This is a genomic window from Nonomuraea cypriaca, assembly GCF_015645445.1.
GTDB classification, from domain to species: Bacteria; Actinomycetota; Actinomycetes; order Streptosporangiales; family Streptosporangiaceae; genus Nonomuraea; species Nonomuraea cypriaca.
On sequence record NZ_JADOGI010000192.1, the window covers coordinates 1 to 20,155 of the forward strand.

The window sequence follows — 20,155 nt, forward strand, 5'->3', positions numbered from 1 at the left end:
GGGGAGGAGGCGGCGTGGGCAGCGCGGGCAGAGACGTCGTTCCCTGGCCCAGCTACGTGCCGTTCACGGGCGTCAAGCCGGACCTGCCCGGCGACGACCGCGGCGTGCAGCCCGCCTATCTGAGCTACCCGCAGTCGCTGGCGCAGAGCGTGGCGAGCAAGCCCGGCGACGGCTCGACCGTGCAGGCCCTGATCATCACGTACTCGCCGCCGCCGCGCCCGGCCGAGGAGAACCAGCTCTGGACGGCAATCAATGAGGCGCTGGGGATCGACCTGAAGCTCACGCACGTACCGAGCGCCGACTATCCGAAGAAGATGGCCACCCAGATGGCGAGCGGCGACATGCCCGACCTCATGGTCATCAATGGCGATCCGCCGAACATCGACCAGTACATCGTCGCGAAGTGCGCGGACCTGTCCGAGTTCCTGTCCGGCGACGCGATCAAGAAGTATCCCAATCTCGCGAACATCCCGCCGTACGCGTGGCAGGGCGCCGGGCGGGTCGGCGGCAAGCTGATGACCGTCCCGATCGAGCGGCCCAGGTTCAACTACAGTCTGCACGTCAACCGCACCCTGCTCGACGCGGTCAGCGCGCCGACGAACTGGACGCAGGCGGAGTTCGAGCAGGCGATGGCCGCGGTCACGAAGGGCCGCCGATGGGGGATGGGCTCGGACAACTCAGAGCTCGGGCTGACCTGGCACGCGATGTCCTTCGGCGTACCCAACGAGTGGGAGGTCAAGGGCGGCAAGTTCATCGGATCGTGGGAGTCCGAGCGCTGGCTGCCGGCGCTGGAGTTCGTCCGGAAGCTGCGCGAGAAGGGGCTCTACCACCCGGATGCGCAGACGATGAGCGCCGTCGACATGAAGGCCCAGCTCTACAACCAGACCGTGGCGAGCATGCCGGACGGACTGCTCGCATACGTGACGACGGTCGGGAAGATCAATGGCGCCTGGAAGCCGGACCTCGCCCGGCTGTATCAGACCGATACTCCCGGTGGCGTCCACTTCGCGGGCGGGATCTTCGGCCGGGTCATCATCAAGAAGGCGGCCAAGGAGCGGGTGGAGCTGATCCTGCGAGTGCTGGACTACCTCGCGGCGCCCTTCGGCACGAAGGAGTACGAGGTCTCGCACTTCGGCGTGGAAGGCAAGCACTACACGCGCGCCGGCGATGGCTCGCCGAAGCTCACCGCGCTCGCCGACGTGGAGAACCCCAACACGCTCGGCATCAGGTACGTGATGGATGCGCCCAACGCGCTGTACATACCGGGCGATGCCGACGCGGCGCGCCGGATGCACGCCTACCAGTCCGAGACGATCGATACGGCGGTGCCGAATCCGGCGACCGGCCTGAGGTCGGACGGCGCCTCCTCATTGCAAAACAGTCTGCGGCTGAAGCTGCGCGATGAGATGACCGCGATCCTCGCCGGTCGGGAACCGGTCAGCGCGTGGTCCGCCGCGGTCAAGGACTGGAAGGCACAGGGCGGGGACAAGATGGCCGAGGAGTACGCCAAGGAGTACGAGGCGGCGCAGCACCACTGAGCGACCGGGCCGCGCCGCCGGCCGTCGGGGGGCGGCGCGGCGTTGCCCGGTCAGCGGCGCGGCGGACGTACCGAGTCGCGAACGACCACGTGCGTGCCGAGCACGTGATCGTCGACCGGGTCTTCGGGATGCAGCGCGGCGCGCACCGCGGCCCGGCCCAACTCGTCGTGCGGGATTCGTACGGTGGTGAGCGATGGCACGAAGTCGGCGGCCTGTGGCAGGTCGTCGTAGCCGACGACGGAGAGATCGTCCGGCACGGCCACCCCGGCCTCGCGGCAGGCGCGCAGCACGCCCGCGGCGACGAGGTCGTTGGCGGCGAACACGGCGGTGAACGTACGCTCCTTGCCGAGCAGCGCCTTCACCCGCTGATAACCGAAGGTGCGGGTGAACGGTCCCGGCTGTACGAGGGCCGGATCGAACGGAATCGCCCAGTCGTTCAGGGCACGCCGGTACCCGGCGATGCGCTCGTCCGCCGTGGTATGCCCCTCGTCGCCGCCGAGAAACAGGATGCTGCGATGGCCGGCAGAGACGAGGAAACTCGTCATCGCGTAGGCGCCGCCCTCGTTGTCGTACGTCACCACCGCCGCCGGCAGATCGGGTGCGGGAGCCGGCCGACCGCAGAAGACGAGTCGTGACCCCGCAGCGTCGAGCGCGTGCGCGACCTGGCGCATCCGGGCGGGGTAGTCCTCAGTCTCGACGACGCCGCCCACCAGCAGGACGGCCCGCGCGCCCTGCTCGCGCATGAGGTTCACGACGGCGACCTCCCGATCGGGACGGCCCTGCGTGGTGCAGACCAGGCACAGATGTCCCTCGGCCGCGGCCTGTTGCTCCACCGCCTGGGCGACATTGGCCAGGAAGGAGGCGGTCACCGCATGGACCACCAACGCGATCATGCCCGGTTGCTCCGAGGTCAGCGCGCGCGCGTGTGCGTTGACGACGAAGTCGAGTTCCTGGACGGCGCGCAGCACCCGGCTGCGGGTGTCCGCGCCGACCGAGTACTTGCCGGAGAGAACCCGCGACACGCTCGCGACGGATACGCCGGCGTGGGCGGCCACGTCACGGATCGTCCTGCGCCGTTTGTCGTCTGGTTTTCCGAACCCTGCGGATGTCACGGACACCTCCTCGGAAACAGCCTGAGGCAGATTTTCCGCAGGCCGGTCAATCGTAACCGGACGAGCCCAGCGGATCGAGGCGGAGAGCGCTCGAGTAGCGAATTTTTTCGGAAACGATTGACGAAACTAGTTTCTGGATGGTGTGGTGATACCACCCACCCCTCAATCAAGGAGCGCTGATGACGGCGTTTGCACGACGACGCCTGCTGACGGGAGCCCTCGGGGCCGGTGGCGCCGTCCTCGCCGGCGTGTTCCTCGGCGGGACTGCCGAAGGCGCGACTGTCGAAGGCGCGACTGTCGAAGGCGCGACTGTCGAAGGCGCGACTCCGGCGGCGACGAATAAGAACACCTTCGGGGCGCCGGTGCATCGATTGGGCACCGCCGATCCGGGCGTGCTGGACGTCGACGGCGTCTGGTACTGCTACTCGACCTCCGGATCGAGCACCGGCGCCATCCCGATCCGGCGGTCGACCGACGGCGGTGCGACGTGGAGCGATGTCGGTCGTGTGTTCCCCATCGACGGCCTGCCGACCTGGGTCACCGGGCCGAAGCGGTTCTGGGCGCCCGAGGTGCACGCGTTCGGTGGGGGCTACGTCATCTACTACGCCTCGGACGGCCCGCAGCGGTGGTTCTGCGTGGGAGCGGCGACCGCCGACCACCCGGAGGGCCCGTGGACGGATCTGGGCAACCCGCTGGTGAGCCGGCCCGACTACAGCGTGATCGACCCGAGCTTCTTCGTCGATCCGACCACCGGACGCAGCTACCTACTGTGGAAGAACAACACCAACGCGCTCACCCCGCCCCGGCCGACGGCCCTCGTCCTGCAGGAGGTGACCGCAGACGGGCTGACCCTGGTCGGCACCGCCACCGATCTGCTCTTCAACACCCTCGAGTGGGAGGGCAAGGTGGTCGAGGCGCCCTCGCTGATTTTCCACAAGGGCTGGTACTACCTGTTCTACAGCGGCAACAACTTCGGCAACGCGTCGTATGCGGTTGGCGTCGCCCGCTCCCGGTACATCGACCGCGGATACGTCAAGCACGGCGACCCGATCCTCGCCAGCGACGACGTGCTCGATGGCCCGGGCGGGCAGTTCCCGATGCCCGACGGCAACAACGGCTGGCAGATGTTCTTCCATGCCCGCGAACGCAGCAACCCATCGGCTGGTCGGCAGCTCTGGTGGACCCGCCTCAAGTTCCACGACGACTGGCCGGTCGTGGCATGAGTGGCGCCGTGACACCCCGGCCGGAGTACCCGCGACCACAACTGCGTCGCGACCGGTGGACCAGCCTCAACGGAATCTGGTCGTTCGCGTACGACGACGCCGCCGGCCGGTCGCCCGTGACATCGTCGCCGTCGACAGTTCCGTCCTCACACATTCGTTGCAGCTCGGCCGTGGCGGCGCCAAACCGCCCGGCCCGCACATCGGCGAGTGGCCCGGGGTCGCGCTATGGAGCCCGGAAAATCCGCATCTGTACGACCTCGTGGTCACGCTCGGCGCCGCCGATGGGTCGATCGTCGACCGGGTCGAGTCGTACGCGGAGGTGGACCTGGAGCGCATCCGGGCGGCCACCCTCGCCACCGGCTGATGCGTCGCATTGGATGTGTCGCGCCTGATTGATGCTGTCGAGGTTCTGCGAGAAGGGAGAGCGGCTCGTGAGGGTACCGGTACATCGTCTGTTTGCCGCCGCACTCGCGTTGGTGGCGGTGTTCGCCGCCCCGCCGGGTGCGATGGCCGCTGGAAGCTTCCCCAACCCGCTGTTCACGTGGGGTGGCACGGCCGATCCCGGGACCATCTACACCGACGGCCGGTACTACGTCGCGGCGACGTCTGGAGTGGACTCGACTGGCGGCGTGATGCCCGTCCGGGTCTCCGTTGATCGGCACAGCTGGTCCAACAGTGGTCACGTCTTCGAGTCGGGCAAGTTGCCTGGCTGGTCCGACTCGTCGTACGGGTACTGGGCGCCGGAAATCTACTTCTTCCACTCGATCGGCCAGTACGTGGCGTACTTCGCCGCGATCAACACCGCCACGGGAAAGCGTTGCATCGGGCGGGCGACGTCCTCGACGCCCTACAACTTCACCGACCTGGGGCGGCCGTTGCTGTGCCATCCGACGGCGGCCTACAGCATCATCGATCCGTCGATCTTCTTTGACTCGGTGACCGGGCGGCACTACCTGCTGTACAAGGACGACCCGAATCCGAGCGAGGGCACCAAGCAGATCGTCATCCGGCCCATCAACGACGACGGCCTGTCCGGGATCGGCACGCCTTACCACATCGTGGCGCCCGCCCGTTCGTGGGAAGGGGTCAGTGTCGAGGCGCCGACCATGGTGTATCAAGGCGGCTTCTACTGGATCTTTTACAGTGGAGCGACGTACAACCGGGACACGTACGCGCTCGGGGTGGCCCGTTCCACATCGCCCACCGGCACCTTCACGAAGGATCCGAGCGGCGGGCCGATCCTGTCCGGCAACAACGACCCCCGCTACTGCGGCGTGGGCCATCAGGACATCGAGCACACTGCGGCCGACGGATGGCTGGTGTTTTACCACGCGTACCTGAGCCAGTCCGGCGAGTCGTGCACCGGCGGGCGCTATCTGATGATGGACGTCCTCTACTGGGACCGCTCCGGCGGGTGGCCTCGCATCCACGACGGCACGCCGAGCGAGTAAGGAGCCACACGCATGTCCAGGTTCACCAGACGAAGGCTGTTGGGGATGGCCGGCGGCGGTTCCGCCGCGCTGCTGTTCGCCGGCGCCGGGACCGGTCGGGCGGCTGCGGACCGGGCTCCGGCCGTCCCGGCGACCATCAAGATAAGTGGCGACCAGTGGGGGGTGAGCACGCGGTACATCGGAGCCGACCGTGGCATCACCAACTTCGACATCGCTGACTTCCGCGACCTCGGCATCAATAGCTACCGGTTCTACAGCGGCATGGCTCCGTGGGAGTACCGCGACGACGACGGCGTCTTCGGCTTGCCGACGATTGAGCAGATCAAGGCCGATCCGAATGTGATCAATTGGGCCTGGTGGGACGAGGCGTTCACCAACCCACCCGAGGGCAGCGCATTCTGGGAGGTCACCGATCCCGGCGTCGGCTGGCAGGGCAACAGCCGGAAGATCTTCGGAGACCTCAAGGACGCGGGCGTCAAGCCGGTCGTGTCGCTGCGGGTGCAGAACGCGCAGATCCAGCCGGACTGGGCGGCCCAGCTCAACCCGCCGAACACGCCCGAGGGGCGCAACGAATGGTGGGAGCACGTCTTCGCGGTGGTCTACTGGATGAACGTCCGTAACGACTACCGGGTCGACGACTGGGAGATCGGCAACGAGCCGAACCACCCCGGCCAGGGCTGGCAGGGCATCGCTACCGAGGACGACTACTGGGACTTCGTCAAGCTGACAAAGGACGCGATCGACCACGTCTACCACAAGTACCTGCCGGGGCGGTCGTACCGTGCCTTCGCGCCGGTCAGCGCCGGCACGTCGGTCAACGAGGCCGGCGAACGGTTCGGCTGGATCAAAGATGCGCTCGCGAAGGTGCCGCAGTACTTCGACTGCGTCGATTTCCATGACTTCGACGATGATCCGAGCGAGCATATCCGTGAGGTGCACCAGATCATGACGGCGGCCGGCTATCCGGACCGTCCACTGTGGGTCACCGAATGGGGACCGGTTTTCCGGGGCGCCGACTCGTTCCTCAAGGTGCCCTACGGCATCTTGATGATCAACAATCTGATCCGGATGTCCCGCCCCGGCGATTACTACGTCTACGGCAACCACATCGTGAACCTGTACGACGCGCCGACGCGGCCATACCTGATCGGCAAGGACGGGACGCGGCGGGTGACCTACTACGCGTTGCGGATGGGCATCCGGGCGCTGCAGGGCGGCCGCCCCACCCATCAAAGCGTGGCGAGCAGCCCAGACCTGCTCGCCATGACCACGGAAGCCCCGGGCGGCGACCACATCGACCTGCTCGTCACGAACAGCTCCGTCACCTCCGCGTACGAGGTCCAGGCCGACCTGTCCGAGCTCCTCGGCCATGCGATCGGCGAGCTGTGGGAGTTCAGCGAGGCGCGGCACGACGAGATTGTCGGAGTGCGGGTGGCGAATCGTGGGCTGGTGACGTTCCGGGTGCCCAGCACGGGCGCCGTTCTGCTCCGGTTGACGAAGACGGGCAGGCCGTAGCCGTCATGTCCGCACGTCCGAACATCCTATTGATCACCACCGACCAGCACCGGCACGGATTCACCGCCGGTGAGGGCCTCCCGGTGGACACCATGCCGTTCCTCGACTCGCTCGCCGCCACCGGTACCCGGATCCGCAACGCGTACACCACCGCGCCGGCCTGCGTGCCGGCACGGACCAGCCTGCTCACCGGCAGGTTCCCGAGCGCTCACCGGGTCCGCCAGAACTCCGCGGTAAATGCGGTGATCCGGGGCCCGGACCTGCTCGACGTGCTCGGTGAGGCGGGCTACTCGATGCACTTCGCCGGCAAGACGCACATGTACCGGGGTCCGGAGAGCTTCGACTCGTTCGCGGGCCCGTACTGGCACGACGGCGCGGTCGACGTCACGCAGTCGCAGCGGGAGTTTTCCGCGTGGCTGCGCGACATCGACCACGGCCCAACGACCGAGGCCACCCCGTTCCCGCTCGACCGCCAGTACGCGTACCGGATCGTGTCCGATGCGATCGCCGCCCTGGACGCCAGGGATCGTGACCGGCCGTTCTTCTGCTGGGTTTCACTGCCCGAGCCGCACAACCCGTACCAGGCGCCGGAACCGTACTTCTCGCTCTTTCCGGAGGACGAGGTGCCGCCGCGCATCTGCGGGCCCGAGGCGGCCGAGGCCAAGGGCGGCGCTTGGCGGTGGCTGCGGGAACTGATCGAGGAGAAGCGACCCGGGTATGACGGCCTGTGGCGCCGCTATCGCGCGACGTACCTCGGGATGCTGAGCCTGATCGACGACCAACTCCGCCGGCTGCTCCTCAGTCGGCCGCATGACGAACTGGCCGACACGATCGTGGTGTTCACCGCCGACCACGGTGACTACGTGGGCGACTACGGGTTGCAGCGCAAGGGCGCCGGCATGCCGGAGGCACTGATGCGCGTCCCGTTTGTGATCGCCGGTCCCGGGGTGGCCACCCGGGACAATGACCGCGATCTGGTCTCGATCGCGGACATCTTTCCGACGCTCTGTGAGGCGGTCGGGGCATCGATCCCGTATGGCGTGCAGGGGCGCAGCCTATGGCCGATGCTCACCGGCGCCGGCTATCCGGTGGAGGAGTTCGACAGCGTTTACGGCGAGAGTGGCTACGGTGGCCTGCCGTACCGGCCCGGCGAGCGACCCCCGTTGCACTTTCCGTACGACGGCACGCAGTACGACGAACTCAACGCCGTCACCCAGAGCGGCACCACCAGGATGCTGCGGCGCGGCCGGTGGAAGCTGCTGCACAGCGTCACCGGGGACGGAGAACTCTACGACCTGGCCGTCGACCCGATGGAGTTGGACAACCGGTGGGACGATCCCGCCCGCGCCGGCATCCGCGCCGAGCTGGTGGAGCGGATGCTGCGGTGGGCGACCCGGGTCGTGGACGATCTGCCGCTGGCGACGTACCAACCCAACCGGGCCGCACACAACTGGCATGCAGCGATAGGCGGAAAGCAGATTGAGCACAGTGGGCAGACGGCCGAATATCCTGTTCCTGATGAGCGACGAGCATCGCGCCGACGTGACTGGGTACGCCGGCAACGCCGTGGTGCGGACCCCGGTCCTCGACCGGCTCGCCGCCGACGGGACGGTCTTCACCAACGCGTACACCCCGGCACCGATCTGCGTACCCGCCCGGCAGTCGATGATGGCCGGACAGTTCCCGCGGACGACCGGCTGCGAACGGTACGGCGAGGATCTGGCGCCCGGCCACATGACCTTCGCCAGGCGGCTCGCCCAGTACGGCTACGCCACGGTGGCCTGCGGCAAGCTGCATCACACCGGGCCGGACCAGATGCAGGGCTGGACGGCGCGGGTCGGCGGCGACGTGACGGTGGACGCCCGGCACCTCCCCGATCGGGTCGTCAAACCGACCAACCCGATCGGGCACAAGTGGCCGATCGTCAAGGAGGTACAGCGGGCGGGGGCCGGTCGCGGGCCGTCCGCGGTGGCCGACGAGTACACCGTGGTCGGCGCGATCGATTACCTGACGCGGCACTTCGTCGACCCGTTCTACGACCGGGCGATTCCCGAGCAGCCGCTGCTGCTCAAGGTGAGCCTGAACGAACCGCACTATCCGTTCCTCGCCGAGGATCCGCAGCGGTTCGCTTATTACCTGCCGAGGGTGCCGACGTACGCCGGACAGCAGCCATTCGACCACCCGTTCCTGGGCGGCGGGCTGCGGGTGGTCGCCGGGACCGACGCCAGCGAGCGGGAGATCAGGCGGGCCACCGCGGCGTACTACGCGATGGTCGAGAGCATGGACGCCCGGCTCGGCCGGGTGATCGACGCGCTGCACCACGTGGGGCAGGACCTCGACGAGTGGATCGTCATCTACACCGCCGACCACGGGGAGATGCTGGGTGAGCACGGCGTCTTCGAGAAGCAGAAGTTCTTCGAGGGCAGCGTCCGGGTACCGCTGCTGGTACGCTGGCCGGCCGGGCTGGGCGGGGGCCGGACCGTGCGGCAGAACGTGAGCCTGTGCGACCTGTTCGCCACCCTGTGCGAGCTGACCGGGGTACCCGCACCGTCCGGGTTGGACAGCCGCAGCCTGGTGCCGCTGCTGCGCGGGGATGCCCACGGATGGGACGACGAGGCGGTCTCGCAGTACAACGGGAAGAACCTGATGATCAAGCGGGGTGCCCTGAAGTACCAGCACTACGGGCCGGGCCTGCCCGAGGTGCTCTTCGATCTCGACATGGACCCCGGCGAGACCCGCAACGTGATCGACGACCCGCAGCACAAGGACGCCGTCGAGCTGTTCCGCCGGCGCCGGCGGGAACTCGCCTTCGGCGGGTAGCCGTTACCCGACAAGGACCGCCATCAGGAAATCGGCGGACGCCTGCGGCAGCCTCAGCACGACCATGGGCGTGCTGGTCCCGCGCTGGGGAAGCCGGCCGCTGGACCACGACTGAGGAGTCACCGAACCGTGAGCGCTGATACCACGCAGATCCCCGATCCGGCACGGCCCAACGTCCTCGTCATCCTCGCCGACGACATGGGATATTCGGATGTGGGCTGCTACGGCGGTGAGATTGGCACACCGCATATCGACGGCTTGGCCGATCGGGGCGTTCGCCTCACGAACTTCTACAACACAGCGCGATGCAGCCCGTCCCGCGCCTCGCTGCTGACCGGGCTGCATCCGCATCAGACGGGTGTCGCCGAGCTGGTGAACAACGACGGGCCCGCTGGATACCCCGGGAGCCTGACCGAGCGGTGCGCGACGTTGGCGGAAGCGTTCCGCGCCGCCGGCTACCGGACGCACATGACGGGGAAGTGGCACCTGTCCAACGAGCGGGAACAGCCGGACGGCACCTGGCCGACCCGGCGTGGCTTCGACCGGTTCTGGGGAACCATCAGCGGCGCCGGGAGCTACTTCCAGACCACCACCCTGCACGACGGCGAGATCCCGATTCCGTTGTCCGAGCTCGGCGAGGACTTCTACTACACCGACGAGATCGGTTCGCACGCCGCGGGAGCGATCCGGGACGCAGCCGCCCACGGGCAACCGTTCTTCGGGTACGTCGCCTTCACCGCTCCGCACTGGCCGTTGCACGCGAAGGACGAAGATCTGGCCAACACCCGTGGCCGGTTCGACGAGGGTTGGGATGTGCTCCGGACGCGCCGCCACCGGCGACAGATCGCGGCCGGCATCTGTGCGGAGAACGCGACGCTCGATGACCGCGACCCGGCCGTCATTGCCTGGGACGACGAGCCCGAGCAGAAGTGGCAGCTCCAGCGGATGGAGGTGTACGCCGCGCAGGTGCAGGCGATGGACCGGGCCGTCGGCCGGATTCTCGCAGCGCTGGACGACACCGGTCAGCGCGACAACACCATCGTGGTCTTCCTGTCCGACAACGGCGGTTGCGCGGAGGAGCTCAGCAGTGATCCGGAGTCGGCGCAACGCTTCCGGCGTCACCATCTGATCATCCCGCCCAGAGCTCCCGACGGCACGCCGATGCGGGTCGGCAACACGCCTGAGATCCGGCCGGGCACGGCAGACACCTACACGAGTTATGGGCGGGCTTGGGCGAACCTCTCGAACACCCCCTTCCGGTTGTACAAGCGGTGGGTGCACGAAGGCGGTATCTCGACTCCGCTCATCGTTTCCTGGCCGAACGGTGGCTTCAGCGGCGGTGTCCTCGACGCGCCCCACCAGTTGACCGACATCGCGCCGACGCTGTTCGAAGCAACCGAGGTGCAGCCGCTCGCCGAACGCAACGGGCGGACGCTTCCGTCCCTGCCGGGTGTCAGCATGCTGGACGTACTCAGGGGCGGGCAGGCGGTCGAGCACGATCTGTTCTGGGAGCACATCGGCAACGCCGCCATCCGTGTGGGTCGATGGAAACTCGTTCACGAGTACGGGTCGCCATGGGAACTGTACGACCTCGCGTCCGATCGGAGTGAACGCAACGACCTCGCGGGCGAGTACCCGGATCGCGTTCAGGACTTGGCTGCCCGGTGGCAGGACTGGGCGGACGCGGTCGGCGTTCTTCCTTACAACCAAGTGCTGGTGGCGCGCGCCCGCATGCCCCGTCAGCCTGCCTGACGCGCACCGTCCCGCGCCGCGAGCGATCCCGGCCGGCCGGAGCCGCGCATCGAGGCGCCCGTGGTTCACCTGCGAACCGGCGAGGAGCGGCCGGTCGCTATCCCGGACGTGTGCCCGAACTGCGGCAAGGCCATCGACAAGTCGCAGGAGCGGTGGCGGTGCGTCCAAGGCCGCAAGTGCTATGCCCTGGCGTCCATCGCGTACGCCGCGGGCCGCGACCAGCTCGACATCGAAGGACTGGCGAAAAGCCGCATCCAGCAGATGCTCGACACCGGCCTCATCGCCGACCTCGGCGACCTGTTCAGCCTCGTGCACGAGCAGATCATCGGGCTGGACCGCATGGGGGACAGCAGCACCACCAAGCTGCTCGCCGCGATCGAGGCCGCCAAGTCCCAGCCGTTGAGCCGCGTCTTTCGCGCGTTGGGCGTGAGAGGCACTGGCCGGTCGATGCCCCGCGATACCGCACCACGCCGCTCGGCATCATGACCGCATCCTAAGTCCGGCATCCGGTGGGATCCCGACACCGCCGAAGACCCGGACGGCGGGGCCGTCCACCTCCCCGCGGGCATGTCCCTCCCCAAGGCGGCCATGTGCTGGGCCAGCGCCTACCACCAGGTCGACGAGTGGATCTCCGGCGTGGTTGAAGAGGCCCGCGACGGCGTCGGCCTGGCCCCCGCCGGTGGCGTCCGCCCCGGCACGGCCCCGGTGCCCGCTGGATCACGTGGAGCACTGCCTGAGAACCCGTCGACGGAACCCCCGGCCACGGTCCATAGCGGCTGACCCCCGCGCCGTACCCGAACTCCGGCTTGTCGTCGCTCATGGTCCACACCGTAGCGAACCGAGACCTCAGTGATAGGGCCGTACATCGTCGCAGGTCAGCGGTATATCTGTTGGAATTTCTTCATTGCTACTGGGACCCCCTTTGCTGCGGCCCGGGTAGGGGATGGGCGTACTGGCCCGAACGGATAAGCTGAGGTAGGAGATCCAGATGGTTGAGGCACGTCAGGAAACAGGTGGGGTCACCGGGACGGCGGACAAGGACTACAACCTGATCTGGTTCGTCGAGCAATGTCTGAGCAACGCACTGCGGATGGAAATTTTCATTGCCGATGCCGAGCGGGCCGGCGATTCCGACCTAGCGGATCTTTTCCGCCGAGCTCAGTCTGCAAGCCGCAAGGGGGCTGAGGAGAGTAAGGAGCTGTTGCGTCGGCGGCTGTCCGGCTGACATCCGAAGGTGGCGACCAGAGGAACTGCTCGCCGCCAAGGTATGAGCCGGCCTGCGGGGGGTCGGCCGAGCGGGCCGACAGACCCGCCTGACGCATTCGCGGGAGCCCCGGAGCGTCCAGGAGGGAGCACCAATGACGCTCACCGACCAGATCAAGAAGATCGCCAAGTCCAAGCCTTTTTATGCCGTAACGGGCGCAGGCGGTTACGCCGCTGAGAATCTGCGCAGGCTCGGCACCCGGCTCCAGCAGCGCCGGCGCGAAGTTCGGGAGACCGCCAAGGATCTGCCCGGCAAGGCGCGTGAAACTGCCGCCCCGACGAACATCTCGGATAAGGCCCGCGAGTACGCTGACGCCGCCGTCGGCAAGCTCAGCAGGCTCTACGATGACCTGGCCGTCCGCGGCCGCCACATCATCAGCGCCAGGGGGCACGAGGCCGCGCAGGAGCTTGAGGACGTCTCCGAGACCGCCGCGCCGAAGACCACCTCCGGGAAGAAGACCACCACCTCTAAGAGAGGGAAGGCAACGACCAGGAATCCCGCCTCGGGCGGCAAGACCGTTCCCAGGGCCTGACCCGGGGTCGGCCGACGAACCTTTCCAGGCGGTCGCCCCGGTTGGCCGCGATCACGCGGACGCCCCGGACGGCCCGCCGCTGACCGTTGGCGATCTGGACTCCCGCAACGCGAACGTTCGCCACCCCGACGTACTCGCCGCCCAGCGCAAGGAACGCGCCCGCATCCGCAGCGAGGGGGCATCCGCTGGGGCGGATGCCCCCTCGACGCAGCAGCTTGATCAACCGGCGAGCCTTCCCCGTATGGCATCAGGTGAGCTGCGGCATGACCTCGGCTGCGACCCATGCACCGCCTTCCTCGCCTGCTGCCGGCAGGCGGACTGCTGGTGGCGGCCGAGGCCACCTGGCCGTCGCAGGCGTCCTGTCAGGGCGTCAAGCTCGACAGGCCCGTCCGGTGCCTGCTGTCGCTACCCGGCGGCGCAGGTGTCGCGTACGTGCCAGAACCAGTCGAGGTACTTCTTGTGAACCTCGCCGTCGGCGATGCGCACCATGGAGTCGTCGGAGTTCTCCATGTGCGAGAAGTTCGCGCTGCCCATGTACACCCGCGGCGTGATGTCGTCGTCGTAATACCCGTCGATCATCATGACCTTGCTGTGCATCGCCACGCTGCGCGAGCCGGCCGGGATGCGGCAGGGCGTCACCTGAATCTTGCGCCCGTTCACCGTCGTGTTCAGCACCTGGCGGATGGTGGCGTCCACGTTCTTGGTATCGTCGTTCGCGGCGTTCTCGTAAAAGACGACGTCCACCCAGCAGTTCTCGCCGCGCAGCCGGAGCAACTCGTTGGCGATCGCCACCCGGTGCTTGTTGAAGATGGTCAGTGCGAGGCGGATGTCGGTCTGCCGGCGGACGCCGTTGTCGTCGTAGCCGCACTCGATGAGCTTGAGGACGTTGACGATGGGATCGGGGTCCGTGGCGCGCCGCGGGAAGAACGTGGCCCGGTGCTTGGTCCCGGTGGGGGTGGTCCACGAGTAGCCGGGGTCGACCGCCTTGCGGCGGCCCGCCTGCAGGTCGGAGAAGTACTGCCGGTACGCGCCGTAGACGGCGGTGTCGGTGAACGTGTACGAGTCCTGGAACGCGCTGTACATGTCCCAGTCGGCCAGGTTCGACGAGGTCTGGAACACCACGTTGGCATGGGTGGCGCCGTTCACCGTGATGCGGGAGAACAGCGCGAACTTGCTATGCATGTAGTCCCTGGCGATGCAGCCGCGGTCGACGGCGCCCTCGTTCGGGTACTCGCAGCGGATCACCCACGAGGCCGCTGACTCCGAGGTGCCGAGCGTCGCCCTCAGCGTGTCGGTCACCGGGTCGTTGTACGGCTTGGCGTCGGTGCCGAGCTTCTCCATGCTGTCGAGGATCACCTTGACGTGCACGCCCCGCTGGTGCGCGGCGACGAGTTGCTCGGCCACCTCTGTGGACCGCTGGCCGTTCGCGAAGGCGTACCAGACGAAATGAATGTCGCTGTCCGGCTGCGCCGCCCGGATCAGCCGGATCAGCTGGTCCAGGATGGCCGACTGTCCGGCGCTCGGGGTGCCCGGCACGCCCGACTCGGCCAGCGGGTCGTTGAAGACCGGCGCGTCCAGCACGGGCGGGCCGGTGACGTCCGCCGTGGCCGGCCGAGGGACGGCCAGCAGACCGGCGATCAGGCATAAGGAGAGAAGGATGCGGCGTCGGATCGTCATAGGCGTACGGCCTCTTTCGGAGGGGGATGTCTGTTCGAATGTCGGGGCTCTGGGAGGGCTTGTCAACGGGTCATGCCGATCGGACGCCCCGGGGCCACGCCGCCCGCGGCGCCGAAGCCTGTTGGGTGCGAAAACTACGATTCGTGGAATTACCTGGGCGTATGCAAGCCTGGTCAGGCCGCTTGTTGATACTGGTTGATCAGTCCGTCCAGTACTTCGTGACGCTCCAGGTGGGGCTGGTCGAGATCGTCGGGTGCCGATACACCAGCCGGTGGCGGTGGTCGTCGATCTCGTGACCGGTGCGGACGATGGTTGTTGTAGTGCCGCTGATACTCCGCCAGCACTTGGCGGAGGTGAGTTTCGCCGTAGATCAGTAGTCGGTCGGTGCATTCGCGCCGGGCGGTTCCGATCCAGCGTTCGGCGATCGCGTTCGCTGGGGCGCCCGAATCGGCGTCTTGGTGATCCGGATGCCGAGTGAGGTGAACACCTCATCGAACGTCGCGGTGAACTTTACGTCGCGGTCGCGGACGACGAACCGCAGAGTCTCAGCTCGTTGCCCCAGCTTGATGAGCAGGTTGCGGGCCTGCTGGGCGACCCAGGCTCCGCTCGGATGCGCGGTGACTCCCAGGACGTGCACGGTCCGACCCCGCGCCACGACGCGCGGGACCAACATGGAGTGAGTTCCTGCGTGCTCAAACCACGGGAATCTTGGCATGCGACTTCTTCCACATCCGCGATCGGGATACGAAATTCACCGCGATGTTCGACGACGTCTTCACGGCCGCAGGCATCCGCATTCTCAAGACACCACCTCGCGCTCCGCGGGCCAACGCTTTCGCCGAACGCTGGATCGGCGGCCTGCGCCGCGAACTCCTCGATCGGATTCTCATCGTCAACGCCCGCCACTTACGACGCGTGCTGGCCACCTACGAGACCCATTTCAATGAGCATCGCCCACATCGCTCTCTGGGCCAGGCCGCTCCGCTGCGAGCCCTTCCCGACTCGGTCGAGGACGATATCAAGGTCATTCGGCGTGACCGCCTCGGCGGGCTGATCCACGAATACGCGCAGGTCGCATAGGGCGGCCGAATTCCTGGCACCCACAGGCTGCACCTGGCCCTCGCGACCAGCTCCGCCGCCACGAACTTCGACCAGCTGTTCGGCGGCCAGCGCTAACCGCGCGCTTCGGCGTCGGCCTGGTCCTCGTCGCCGCCCTCGATGTTCAGGCGCGGGCCAGCGGCGCAGGCGAGCGCTGCTTCTAGTGCTTGGTCCCGGCCCGGGCTAGGGCGATCAGCCGCCGAGAACGCCGACGTGAAGGATGGAAGAGAGTGCGTCTAGCAGTTGAGCGAGCAATCCGCCGAGCGCTCCACCGACGAGGTCTCCGGATCCAGTGGCGGCAGCGGCGGGAGCAGTGAGCGCGGCGGTCAGCATCGCGCCGGTAGCGAGGATGACGGTTAGACGAGCTTTCACGGGCATCTCCACGAGTGATAGCGGAACGAAATTTCGCCGCCACTCTATGTGATGCGTGTGCTGGTCGTACGGCCTCCCGGGTCGGCTGAGCGGCAAAGCCTGGTCGCCGGTCGGAAAAATGGAACCCGGTCACTTCGCGGGACCGGGGCCGGCCGCCGACGAGCAGAACGCGGCAAGGGGTACGCCACCAGAACCCGAGGGTCGGCTTCGCCCGTAAGGTCTCGTGATCAGGGCACGAGCAAGTTGATCACGACACCGATCGGGATCGACATGGCCATGCCCAGGGCGAAGAACATCCACTGTTGGCGTCGCTCGGCGCGAATGGTCGCCTTCGTCTTGCCCACGAGGATCTGCCGGATCCTCTCGGCCTGCTCCTCGTTCGCCTCAAGGAGGCGCTGCTGCTCCTCGGCCTGGGTGATGAGCGCTTCGCGGGCGACCTGCTGGGCTTCGAGATCACGCCGGAGGTCGTCCACGAGCGAGGCTGCTTCGGCAAATGCTGCATTGACTCTGGAGATCCTGTCGCGGAGAACCTTGCCGGGATCTTCAGAAGCTGCTGCGATGCGTCGCGATGCTCTCCGCGCATCGTTGTCACCCGCACGCCGCCGGATGAGGTATGGACGATCGACCCCCAGTGGGCAGCCGAGATCGCCGCCTGGAACGAGCGCGTCGATCGCCTCGACGCGAACCGGGCGGGGAGGGGTCGGCGTGACCGCTGAGCTGGTCCGCGAACCGAGCGGGGGAGGCGGGCTCGCGTTCCCGCCGACCCTGCTCGGCTACACCCAGGACACGACGATGGCGTGGCTGCTGTCGTACGACTCGCCGAACACGCGCGACGCCTACCGGCGCGAGATCGAGCGGTGGTTCACGTTCTGTTCGGAGACCGGGCTCGACCCGCTGCAGGCACGCAAGAGACACGGCGACGTGTACAAGCGGTGGCTTGAGCTCCAGGCCGGGAAGCCGATCCCCGCGAAGACGATGGCGCGGCGGATCTCGGCGGTGTCGTCGTGGTACGACTACCTCGCCTACGAGGACGTCATCGAGGTCAACCACCTCAAGGGCACCCGCCGCCCGAAGGTGCCGCGCAACCACTCCGAGACGACAGCGCTGACCCGCGACGACGCGCACCACCTGGTGGCGGCGGCCGACAAGGATCATGGGCCGGCCCGGCTGCGCACCGCGGCGTTCATCCGTGTTCTGGTGCACACCGGGATCCGGGTGGAGGAAGCGGTTGCGGCCGAGCTGGACGCGCTCGGGCATGCGCGGGGGGTGCGGACGCTGCGGATCGTCGGTAAGGGGGACAAGCCGAAGATCCGCCGTCTGCCGGTGGAGACCGGGTATGCGTTGGACCGGTACCTGGAGGATCGGGCGCGCCGCGCTGGCGTCGAGGTCGCGGACCTGCAGAGGCGGGTCTTCGTGACGGATACGGGCGGCCGGTTCTACCGGTCGTCGGCGTCGGAGCTGGTGGAGCGGATCGGCCTCCAGGCGGGGATCGAGGCGAAGGTGACGCCGCACGTTCTGCGGCATACGTGGGCGTCGATCGCGAAGGACCTGGGCGCGTCGCCGACCGCATCAAGGAAGCGCTCGGCCACGAGGACCTGAACACGACGATGCTGTACCTGCACGCGGCGAACCAACTGGAACGAGATCCTTCACAGTTGGTGGCGTCGGCGGTCGAGTAGGAGTGTGGTGTGCCCAGGTCGAGATCGAGCGCGTTGGACAAGTCGGCGTGGATTCACCACTACGGCCGAGTCAACCTGGGCACGTGGACCAAGGCAGGCTGGCTCCGTTCCTGGCCAACCTCCTGCCGCCGCACGAGGTGTACTGCGAGCCGTTCGCGGGCAGCGCCGCGGTGTTCTTCGCCAAGAAGCCGGTGCAGATCGAGACGATCAACGACATCAACGGCGATCTCGTCGCCTTCATGAAGACGCTGCGCGACCAGCCCCGTGCGCTTATCCGCGCGATCGAGCTGACGCCGTACGATCGACTACCGCGTCCGTGCCAGCTCCAGCGACGAGCGGCGGCACGTCGTCGAATCCGTGTGGATCAACCGATAGTCCACTCGGTTCCTGCTGCCCTCACCTTGTAAGCGTCGTCGGTTCTCGGCACTGATCGGCTTCGGTTGCCGGCGCAGGACCACGTGGATGATGCGGTCGGAGGTGATCGCACGTTTCCAGGCGCGCTGCCCGATGCGATGACCCCATGCCAGGCATCCCTGTGCGACGAAAAGCAGCGCTGTGATCAGCTTGAATAGCTTGCCGGGGCGGGCGTCGATAACTGCCGCGAGTTCCTCCGCACGGATCACGGCTCGCTTCGGATCGGTATACCGCAACTTGGTTGACCAGCACGCCAGCCGCTTGGCGAGCCAGGGGGCGACCTCGGTGCCTTCGGCGACGAGTACGCCGATGATGAGCATCACGATCTCGGTGGTCATCGGCCACCAGCCAATAGCCCACGGAACTGAGCGAGCGGGGCGAACCCGAACGCGGGCCGCGTCTTCAGCGCGGCGGGGCGACGCTCCGCCAGGAGCGCGCAGGCACTCGGCACTCCATCTCAGTGAGCCGGTAGAAGCGGCGTCGCGGGCCGGGCTGGTCGGGGCCGAGTTCCTCTTGCCAGTGATCCATCCGGCGTCTTCGAGGCGGTCGAGCGCCTTGTACACGGTGGGCCCTGCGCGGTGGGTCGCCTTCATGATCGCCCACCCGTGGAGCTGTTCGTTGCCGTGGTGGGCGCGCACGAGAATTTCGAGTACGTCCCAGCGTGGGTTGCGTGATTCTTTCGAGGCCCCCCAAGTCATGTCCCCTTTCTGGACTGCCATGCTCCTATCGCACCTAGGTGAAATAAGGGGTGGCAAGTTGTTGGAGACAGTGGCGTCGACCAGAGCGGAGGGCGCATGACCGCCGCCGAGCACGCATACAGACGTTGACACCCTTCAACATCGACCCGGGCCGCGATCGTCTGCTGGCCTGGATGCGGGCGCACGACATCGACCCACGGGACACGTACCGGGTCGAGCTGATCCTGACCGACGCGCTCGCCGTCAAGGCCCGCGTGTACCATTACGACCTCGACGAACAGGGCCGCAAGCGTCTGCTCGACAGCAGCGAGATTGCGCGGCGCGAGCCGTTCGACGTGCCGCTATTCACCTTCGACGGCCGCGCGGTCGCCGAGCGGATGCAGGAGATCGGCGCCGCCGCCCGGGCGGTCCACGATGCGCTGCTCCCGCTGATCGTCATCATGCGCGCACACATGCGCACCGTCCGCACCGACTACCGGCGACGCCAGATCGCGCGCCGAAAGAGGAGACGCTGATCATGGGCATCAAGGAGTACCAGTACACGCCGGAGCTCGTCGAGGCCGTGCAGGTCGAGGGCGCCGAGGTCGAAACGATCGTGGCCTGGGTCAACAAGTACTCCAAGCTGCAGGGGGTCGTCGGGCGGACCGCGATCCGGGGCCGGTCGGCCGAGTACGTGGGCATCCAGACGCCGGAGGGCATGCGCCGTGCCTACCTCGGCGACTACGTGTGCCACGACGGCGCTGGCGCGTTCTGGCCCGAACAGAAGTCGATCTTCGAGCGCCGATTCGCATTGCTCGCCTCGGCGGGTGAGTAGTGCGCATCCACGTCCTGCGGCTGCCGCTGATCGAGCTGGGTGGCATCCACGAGGAGCCGTTCGCGCTGACCTCGTGAATTCTCGTGCTTCGGGGAACTCGTAACGTAGTGTCACATCATGCGAGAGGTGCCGTCCTGACCTGGCATGATCTGGATTTGCGAGATCAAGTCCATGCAGGAGAACGGCACCTCGGAAG

At 67.4% G+C, this 20,155-nt stretch carries 22 protein-coding genes and 2 pseudogenes; 18 read left to right on the top strand and 6 right to left on the bottom strand.

Going from position 1 to position 20,155, the window contains the following annotated elements; all coding sequences use genetic code 11:
• Window positions 1–1,538 (top strand): extracellular solute-binding protein (locus tag ITP53_RS41610; RefSeq protein WP_207757171.1); only part of this gene is annotated, 1,538 nt, incomplete at its 5' end.
• Between the two features lie 50 nt (window positions 1,539–1,588).
• On the opposite strand, the gene ITP53_RS41615 is transcribed toward ITP53_RS41610, so the two are convergent.
• Window positions 1,589–2,650, bottom strand: coding sequence for a LacI family DNA-binding transcriptional regulator (locus ITP53_RS41615; RefSeq protein WP_195900978.1), 1,062 nt, complete (start codon window positions 2,648–2,650; stop codon window positions 1,589–1,591).
• Between the two features lie 179 nt (window positions 2,651–2,829).
• Between ITP53_RS41615 and ITP53_RS41620 the strand changes: the two genes are divergently transcribed.
• From ITP53_RS41620 to ITP53_RS60685, 12 genes and pseudogenes are all read left to right on the top strand, one after another.
• Window positions 2,830–3,873: a glycoside hydrolase family 43 protein gene (locus tag ITP53_RS41620; RefSeq protein ID WP_195900979.1), complete on the top strand. Its 1,044-nt coding sequence runs from the start codon at window positions 2,830–2,832 to the stop codon at window positions 3,871–3,873.
• 55 nt (window positions 3,874–3,928) lie between these two features.
• Window positions 3,929–4,237, top strand: a complete 309-nt coding sequence (locus ITP53_RS41625) for a hypothetical protein (RefSeq protein ID WP_195900980.1) — start codon at window positions 3,929–3,931, stop codon at window positions 4,235–4,237.
• A gap of 67 nt (window positions 4,238–4,304) precedes the next feature.
• On the top strand, window positions 4,305–5,324 hold the full coding sequence (locus tag ITP53_RS41630) for a glycoside hydrolase family 43 protein (RefSeq protein WP_195900981.1): 1,020 nt from the start codon (window positions 4,305–4,307) through the stop codon (window positions 5,322–5,324).
• Window positions 5,325–5,336: 12 nt separating this feature from the next.
• Entirely contained in the window at window positions 5,337–6,839 is a 1,503-nt protein-coding gene (locus tag ITP53_RS58420; RefSeq protein ID WP_195900982.1) for a hypothetical protein, read from the top strand.
• Window positions 6,840–6,844: 5 nt separating this feature from the next.
• A pseudogene (locus tag ITP53_RS61460) lies at window positions 6,845–7,801 on the top strand (sulfatase-like hydrolase/transferase); the annotation flags it as partial.
• 526 nt (window positions 7,802–8,327) lie between these two features.
• The gene (locus ITP53_RS41645) at window positions 8,328–9,659 is read left to right on the top strand and encodes a sulfatase-like hydrolase/transferase (RefSeq protein WP_328817466.1); all 1,332 of its coding nucleotides are present in this window, start codon (window positions 8,328–8,330) and stop codon (window positions 9,657–9,659) included.
• 129 nt (window positions 9,660–9,788) lie between these two features.
• Window positions 9,789–11,411, top strand: coding sequence for an arylsulfatase (locus ITP53_RS41650; RefSeq protein ID WP_328817468.1), 1,623 nt, complete (start codon window positions 9,789–9,791; stop codon window positions 11,409–11,411).
• 60 nt (window positions 11,412–11,471) lie between these two features.
• On the top strand, window positions 11,472–11,897 hold the full coding sequence (locus ITP53_RS41655; protein ID WP_236051733.1) for a hypothetical protein: 426 nt from the start codon (window positions 11,472–11,474) through the stop codon (window positions 11,895–11,897).
• A gap of 81 nt (window positions 11,898–11,978) precedes the next feature.
• The gene (locus ITP53_RS41660) at window positions 11,979–12,191 is read left to right on the top strand and encodes a hypothetical protein (protein WP_195900984.1); all 213 of its coding nucleotides are present in this window, start codon (window positions 11,979–11,981) and stop codon (window positions 12,189–12,191) included.
• 208 nt (window positions 12,192–12,399) lie between these two features.
• The gene (locus ITP53_RS41665) at window positions 12,400–12,636 is read left to right on the top strand and encodes a hypothetical protein (RefSeq protein WP_195900985.1); all 237 of its coding nucleotides are present in this window, start codon (window positions 12,400–12,402) and stop codon (window positions 12,634–12,636) included.
• A gap of 133 nt (window positions 12,637–12,769) precedes the next feature.
• Window positions 12,770–13,207: a hypothetical protein gene (locus ITP53_RS41670; protein WP_195900986.1), complete on the top strand. Its 438-nt coding sequence runs from the start codon at window positions 12,770–12,772 to the stop codon at window positions 13,205–13,207.
• Between the two features lie 103 nt (window positions 13,208–13,310).
• A pseudogene (locus ITP53_RS60685) lies at window positions 13,311–13,426 on the top strand (IS630 family transposase); the annotation flags it as partial.
• 186 nt (window positions 13,427–13,612) lie between these two features.
• On the opposite strand, the gene ITP53_RS41675 reads toward ITP53_RS60685, so the two are convergent.
• The 3 genes from ITP53_RS41675 to ITP53_RS41685 form a co-directional block, all read right to left on the bottom strand.
• A complete protein-coding gene (locus ITP53_RS41675) occupies window positions 13,613–14,884 on the bottom strand; it encodes a phospholipase D-like domain-containing protein (protein ID WP_195900987.1) in 1,272 nt (423 codons plus the stop codon).
• Between the two features lie 173 nt (window positions 14,885–15,057).
• Window positions 15,058–15,309 (bottom strand): integrase core domain-containing protein, encoded by a 252-nt coding sequence (locus tag ITP53_RS61465; protein WP_195900997.1) that lies wholly within the window; start codon window positions 15,307–15,309, stop codon window positions 15,058–15,060.
• Window positions 15,255–15,557: a hypothetical protein gene (locus ITP53_RS41685; RefSeq protein WP_195900988.1), complete on the bottom strand. Its 303-nt coding sequence runs from the start codon at window positions 15,555–15,557 to the stop codon at window positions 15,255–15,257. Before ITP53_RS41685 ends, ITP53_RS61465 begins: the two co-directional genes overlap by 55 nt.
• A gap of 86 nt (window positions 15,558–15,643) precedes the next feature.
• Between ITP53_RS41685 and ITP53_RS41690 the strand changes: the two genes are divergently transcribed.
• Window positions 15,644–15,964, top strand: a complete 321-nt coding sequence (locus tag ITP53_RS41690) for an integrase core domain-containing protein (protein ID WP_207757172.1) — start codon at window positions 15,644–15,646, stop codon at window positions 15,962–15,964.
• Between the two features lie 617 nt (window positions 15,965–16,581).
• Here the strand turns inward: ITP53_RS41690 and ITP53_RS41695 are convergent.
• A complete protein-coding gene (locus ITP53_RS41695) occupies window positions 16,582–16,827 on the bottom strand; it encodes a hypothetical protein (protein ID WP_195900989.1) in 246 nt (81 codons plus the stop codon).
• Between the two features lie 232 nt (window positions 16,828–17,059).
• On the opposite strand from ITP53_RS41695, the gene ITP53_RS41700 reads away from it, so the two are divergent.
• Window positions 17,060–17,953 carry a tyrosine-type recombinase/integrase gene (locus ITP53_RS41700; protein ID WP_195900990.1) on the top strand — a complete coding sequence of 298 codons (894 nt, stop codon included), beginning with the start codon at window positions 17,060–17,062 and terminating at the stop codon, window positions 17,951–17,953.
• A 163-nt stretch (window positions 17,954–18,116) separates the two neighbouring features.
• Entirely contained in the window at window positions 18,117–18,440 is a 324-nt protein-coding gene (locus ITP53_RS61470; RefSeq protein WP_195900991.1) for a DNA adenine methylase, read from the top strand.
• Here ITP53_RS61470 and ITP53_RS61475 read toward each other — a convergent pair.
• The gene (locus ITP53_RS61475; protein WP_195900992.1) at window positions 18,339–19,166 is read right to left on the bottom strand and encodes a hypothetical protein; all 828 of its coding nucleotides are present in this window, start codon (window positions 19,164–19,166) and stop codon (window positions 18,339–18,341) included. The genes ITP53_RS61470 and ITP53_RS61475 overlap by 102 nt on opposite strands.
• A 104-nt stretch (window positions 19,167–19,270) precedes the next feature.
• On the opposite strand from ITP53_RS61475, the gene ITP53_RS41715 reads away from it, so the two are divergent.
• Both ITP53_RS41715 and ITP53_RS41720 read left to right on the top strand, forming a co-directional pair.
• On the top strand, window positions 19,271–19,660 hold the full coding sequence (locus ITP53_RS41715; protein ID WP_195900993.1) for a hypothetical protein: 390 nt from the start codon (window positions 19,271–19,273) through the stop codon (window positions 19,658–19,660).
• Window positions 19,661–19,662: 2 nt separating this feature from the next.
• A complete protein-coding gene (locus ITP53_RS41720) occupies window positions 19,663–19,959 on the top strand; it encodes a hypothetical protein (protein ID WP_195900994.1) in 297 nt (98 codons plus the stop codon).
• Window positions 19,960–20,155: the final 196 nt, after the last annotated feature.

Bases quoted from the DNA above. Each gene is read 5' to 3' on its own strand.
- ITP53_RS41620 (WP_195900979.1), top strand. From the start codon at position 2,830: ATGACGGCGTTTGCACGACGACGCCTGCTGACGGGAGCCCTCGGGGCC.
- ITP53_RS58420 (WP_195900982.1), top strand. From the start codon at position 5,337: ATGTCCAGGTTCACCAGACGAAGGCTGTTGGGGATGGCCGGCGGCGGT.
- ITP53_RS41660 (WP_195900984.1), top strand. From the start codon at position 11,979: ATGTCCCTCCCCAAGGCGGCCATGTGCTGGGCCAGCGCCTACCACCAG.
- ITP53_RS41665 (WP_195900985.1), top strand. From the start codon at position 12,400: ATGGTTGAGGCACGTCAGGAAACAGGTGGGGTCACCGGGACGGCGGAC.
- ITP53_RS41670 (WP_195900986.1), top strand. From the start codon at position 12,770: ATGACGCTCACCGACCAGATCAAGAAGATCGCCAAGTCCAAGCCTTTT.
- ITP53_RS41675 (WP_195900987.1), bottom strand. From the start codon at position 14,884: ATGACGATCCGACGCCGCATCCTTCTCTCCTTATGCCTGATCGCCGGT.
- ITP53_RS41685 (WP_195900988.1), bottom strand. From the start codon at position 15,557: ATGTTGGTCCCGCGCGTCGTGGCGCGGGGTCGGACCGTGCACGTCCTG.
- ITP53_RS41690 (WP_207757172.1), top strand. From the start codon at position 15,644: ATGTTCGACGACGTCTTCACGGCCGCAGGCATCCGCATTCTCAAGACA.
- ITP53_RS61475 (WP_195900992.1), bottom strand. From the start codon at position 19,166: ATGGCAGTCCAGAAAGGGGACATGACTTGGGGGGCCTCGAAAGAATCA.
- ITP53_RS41720 (WP_195900994.1), top strand. From the start codon at position 19,663: ATGGGCATCAAGGAGTACCAGTACACGCCGGAGCTCGTCGAGGCCGTG.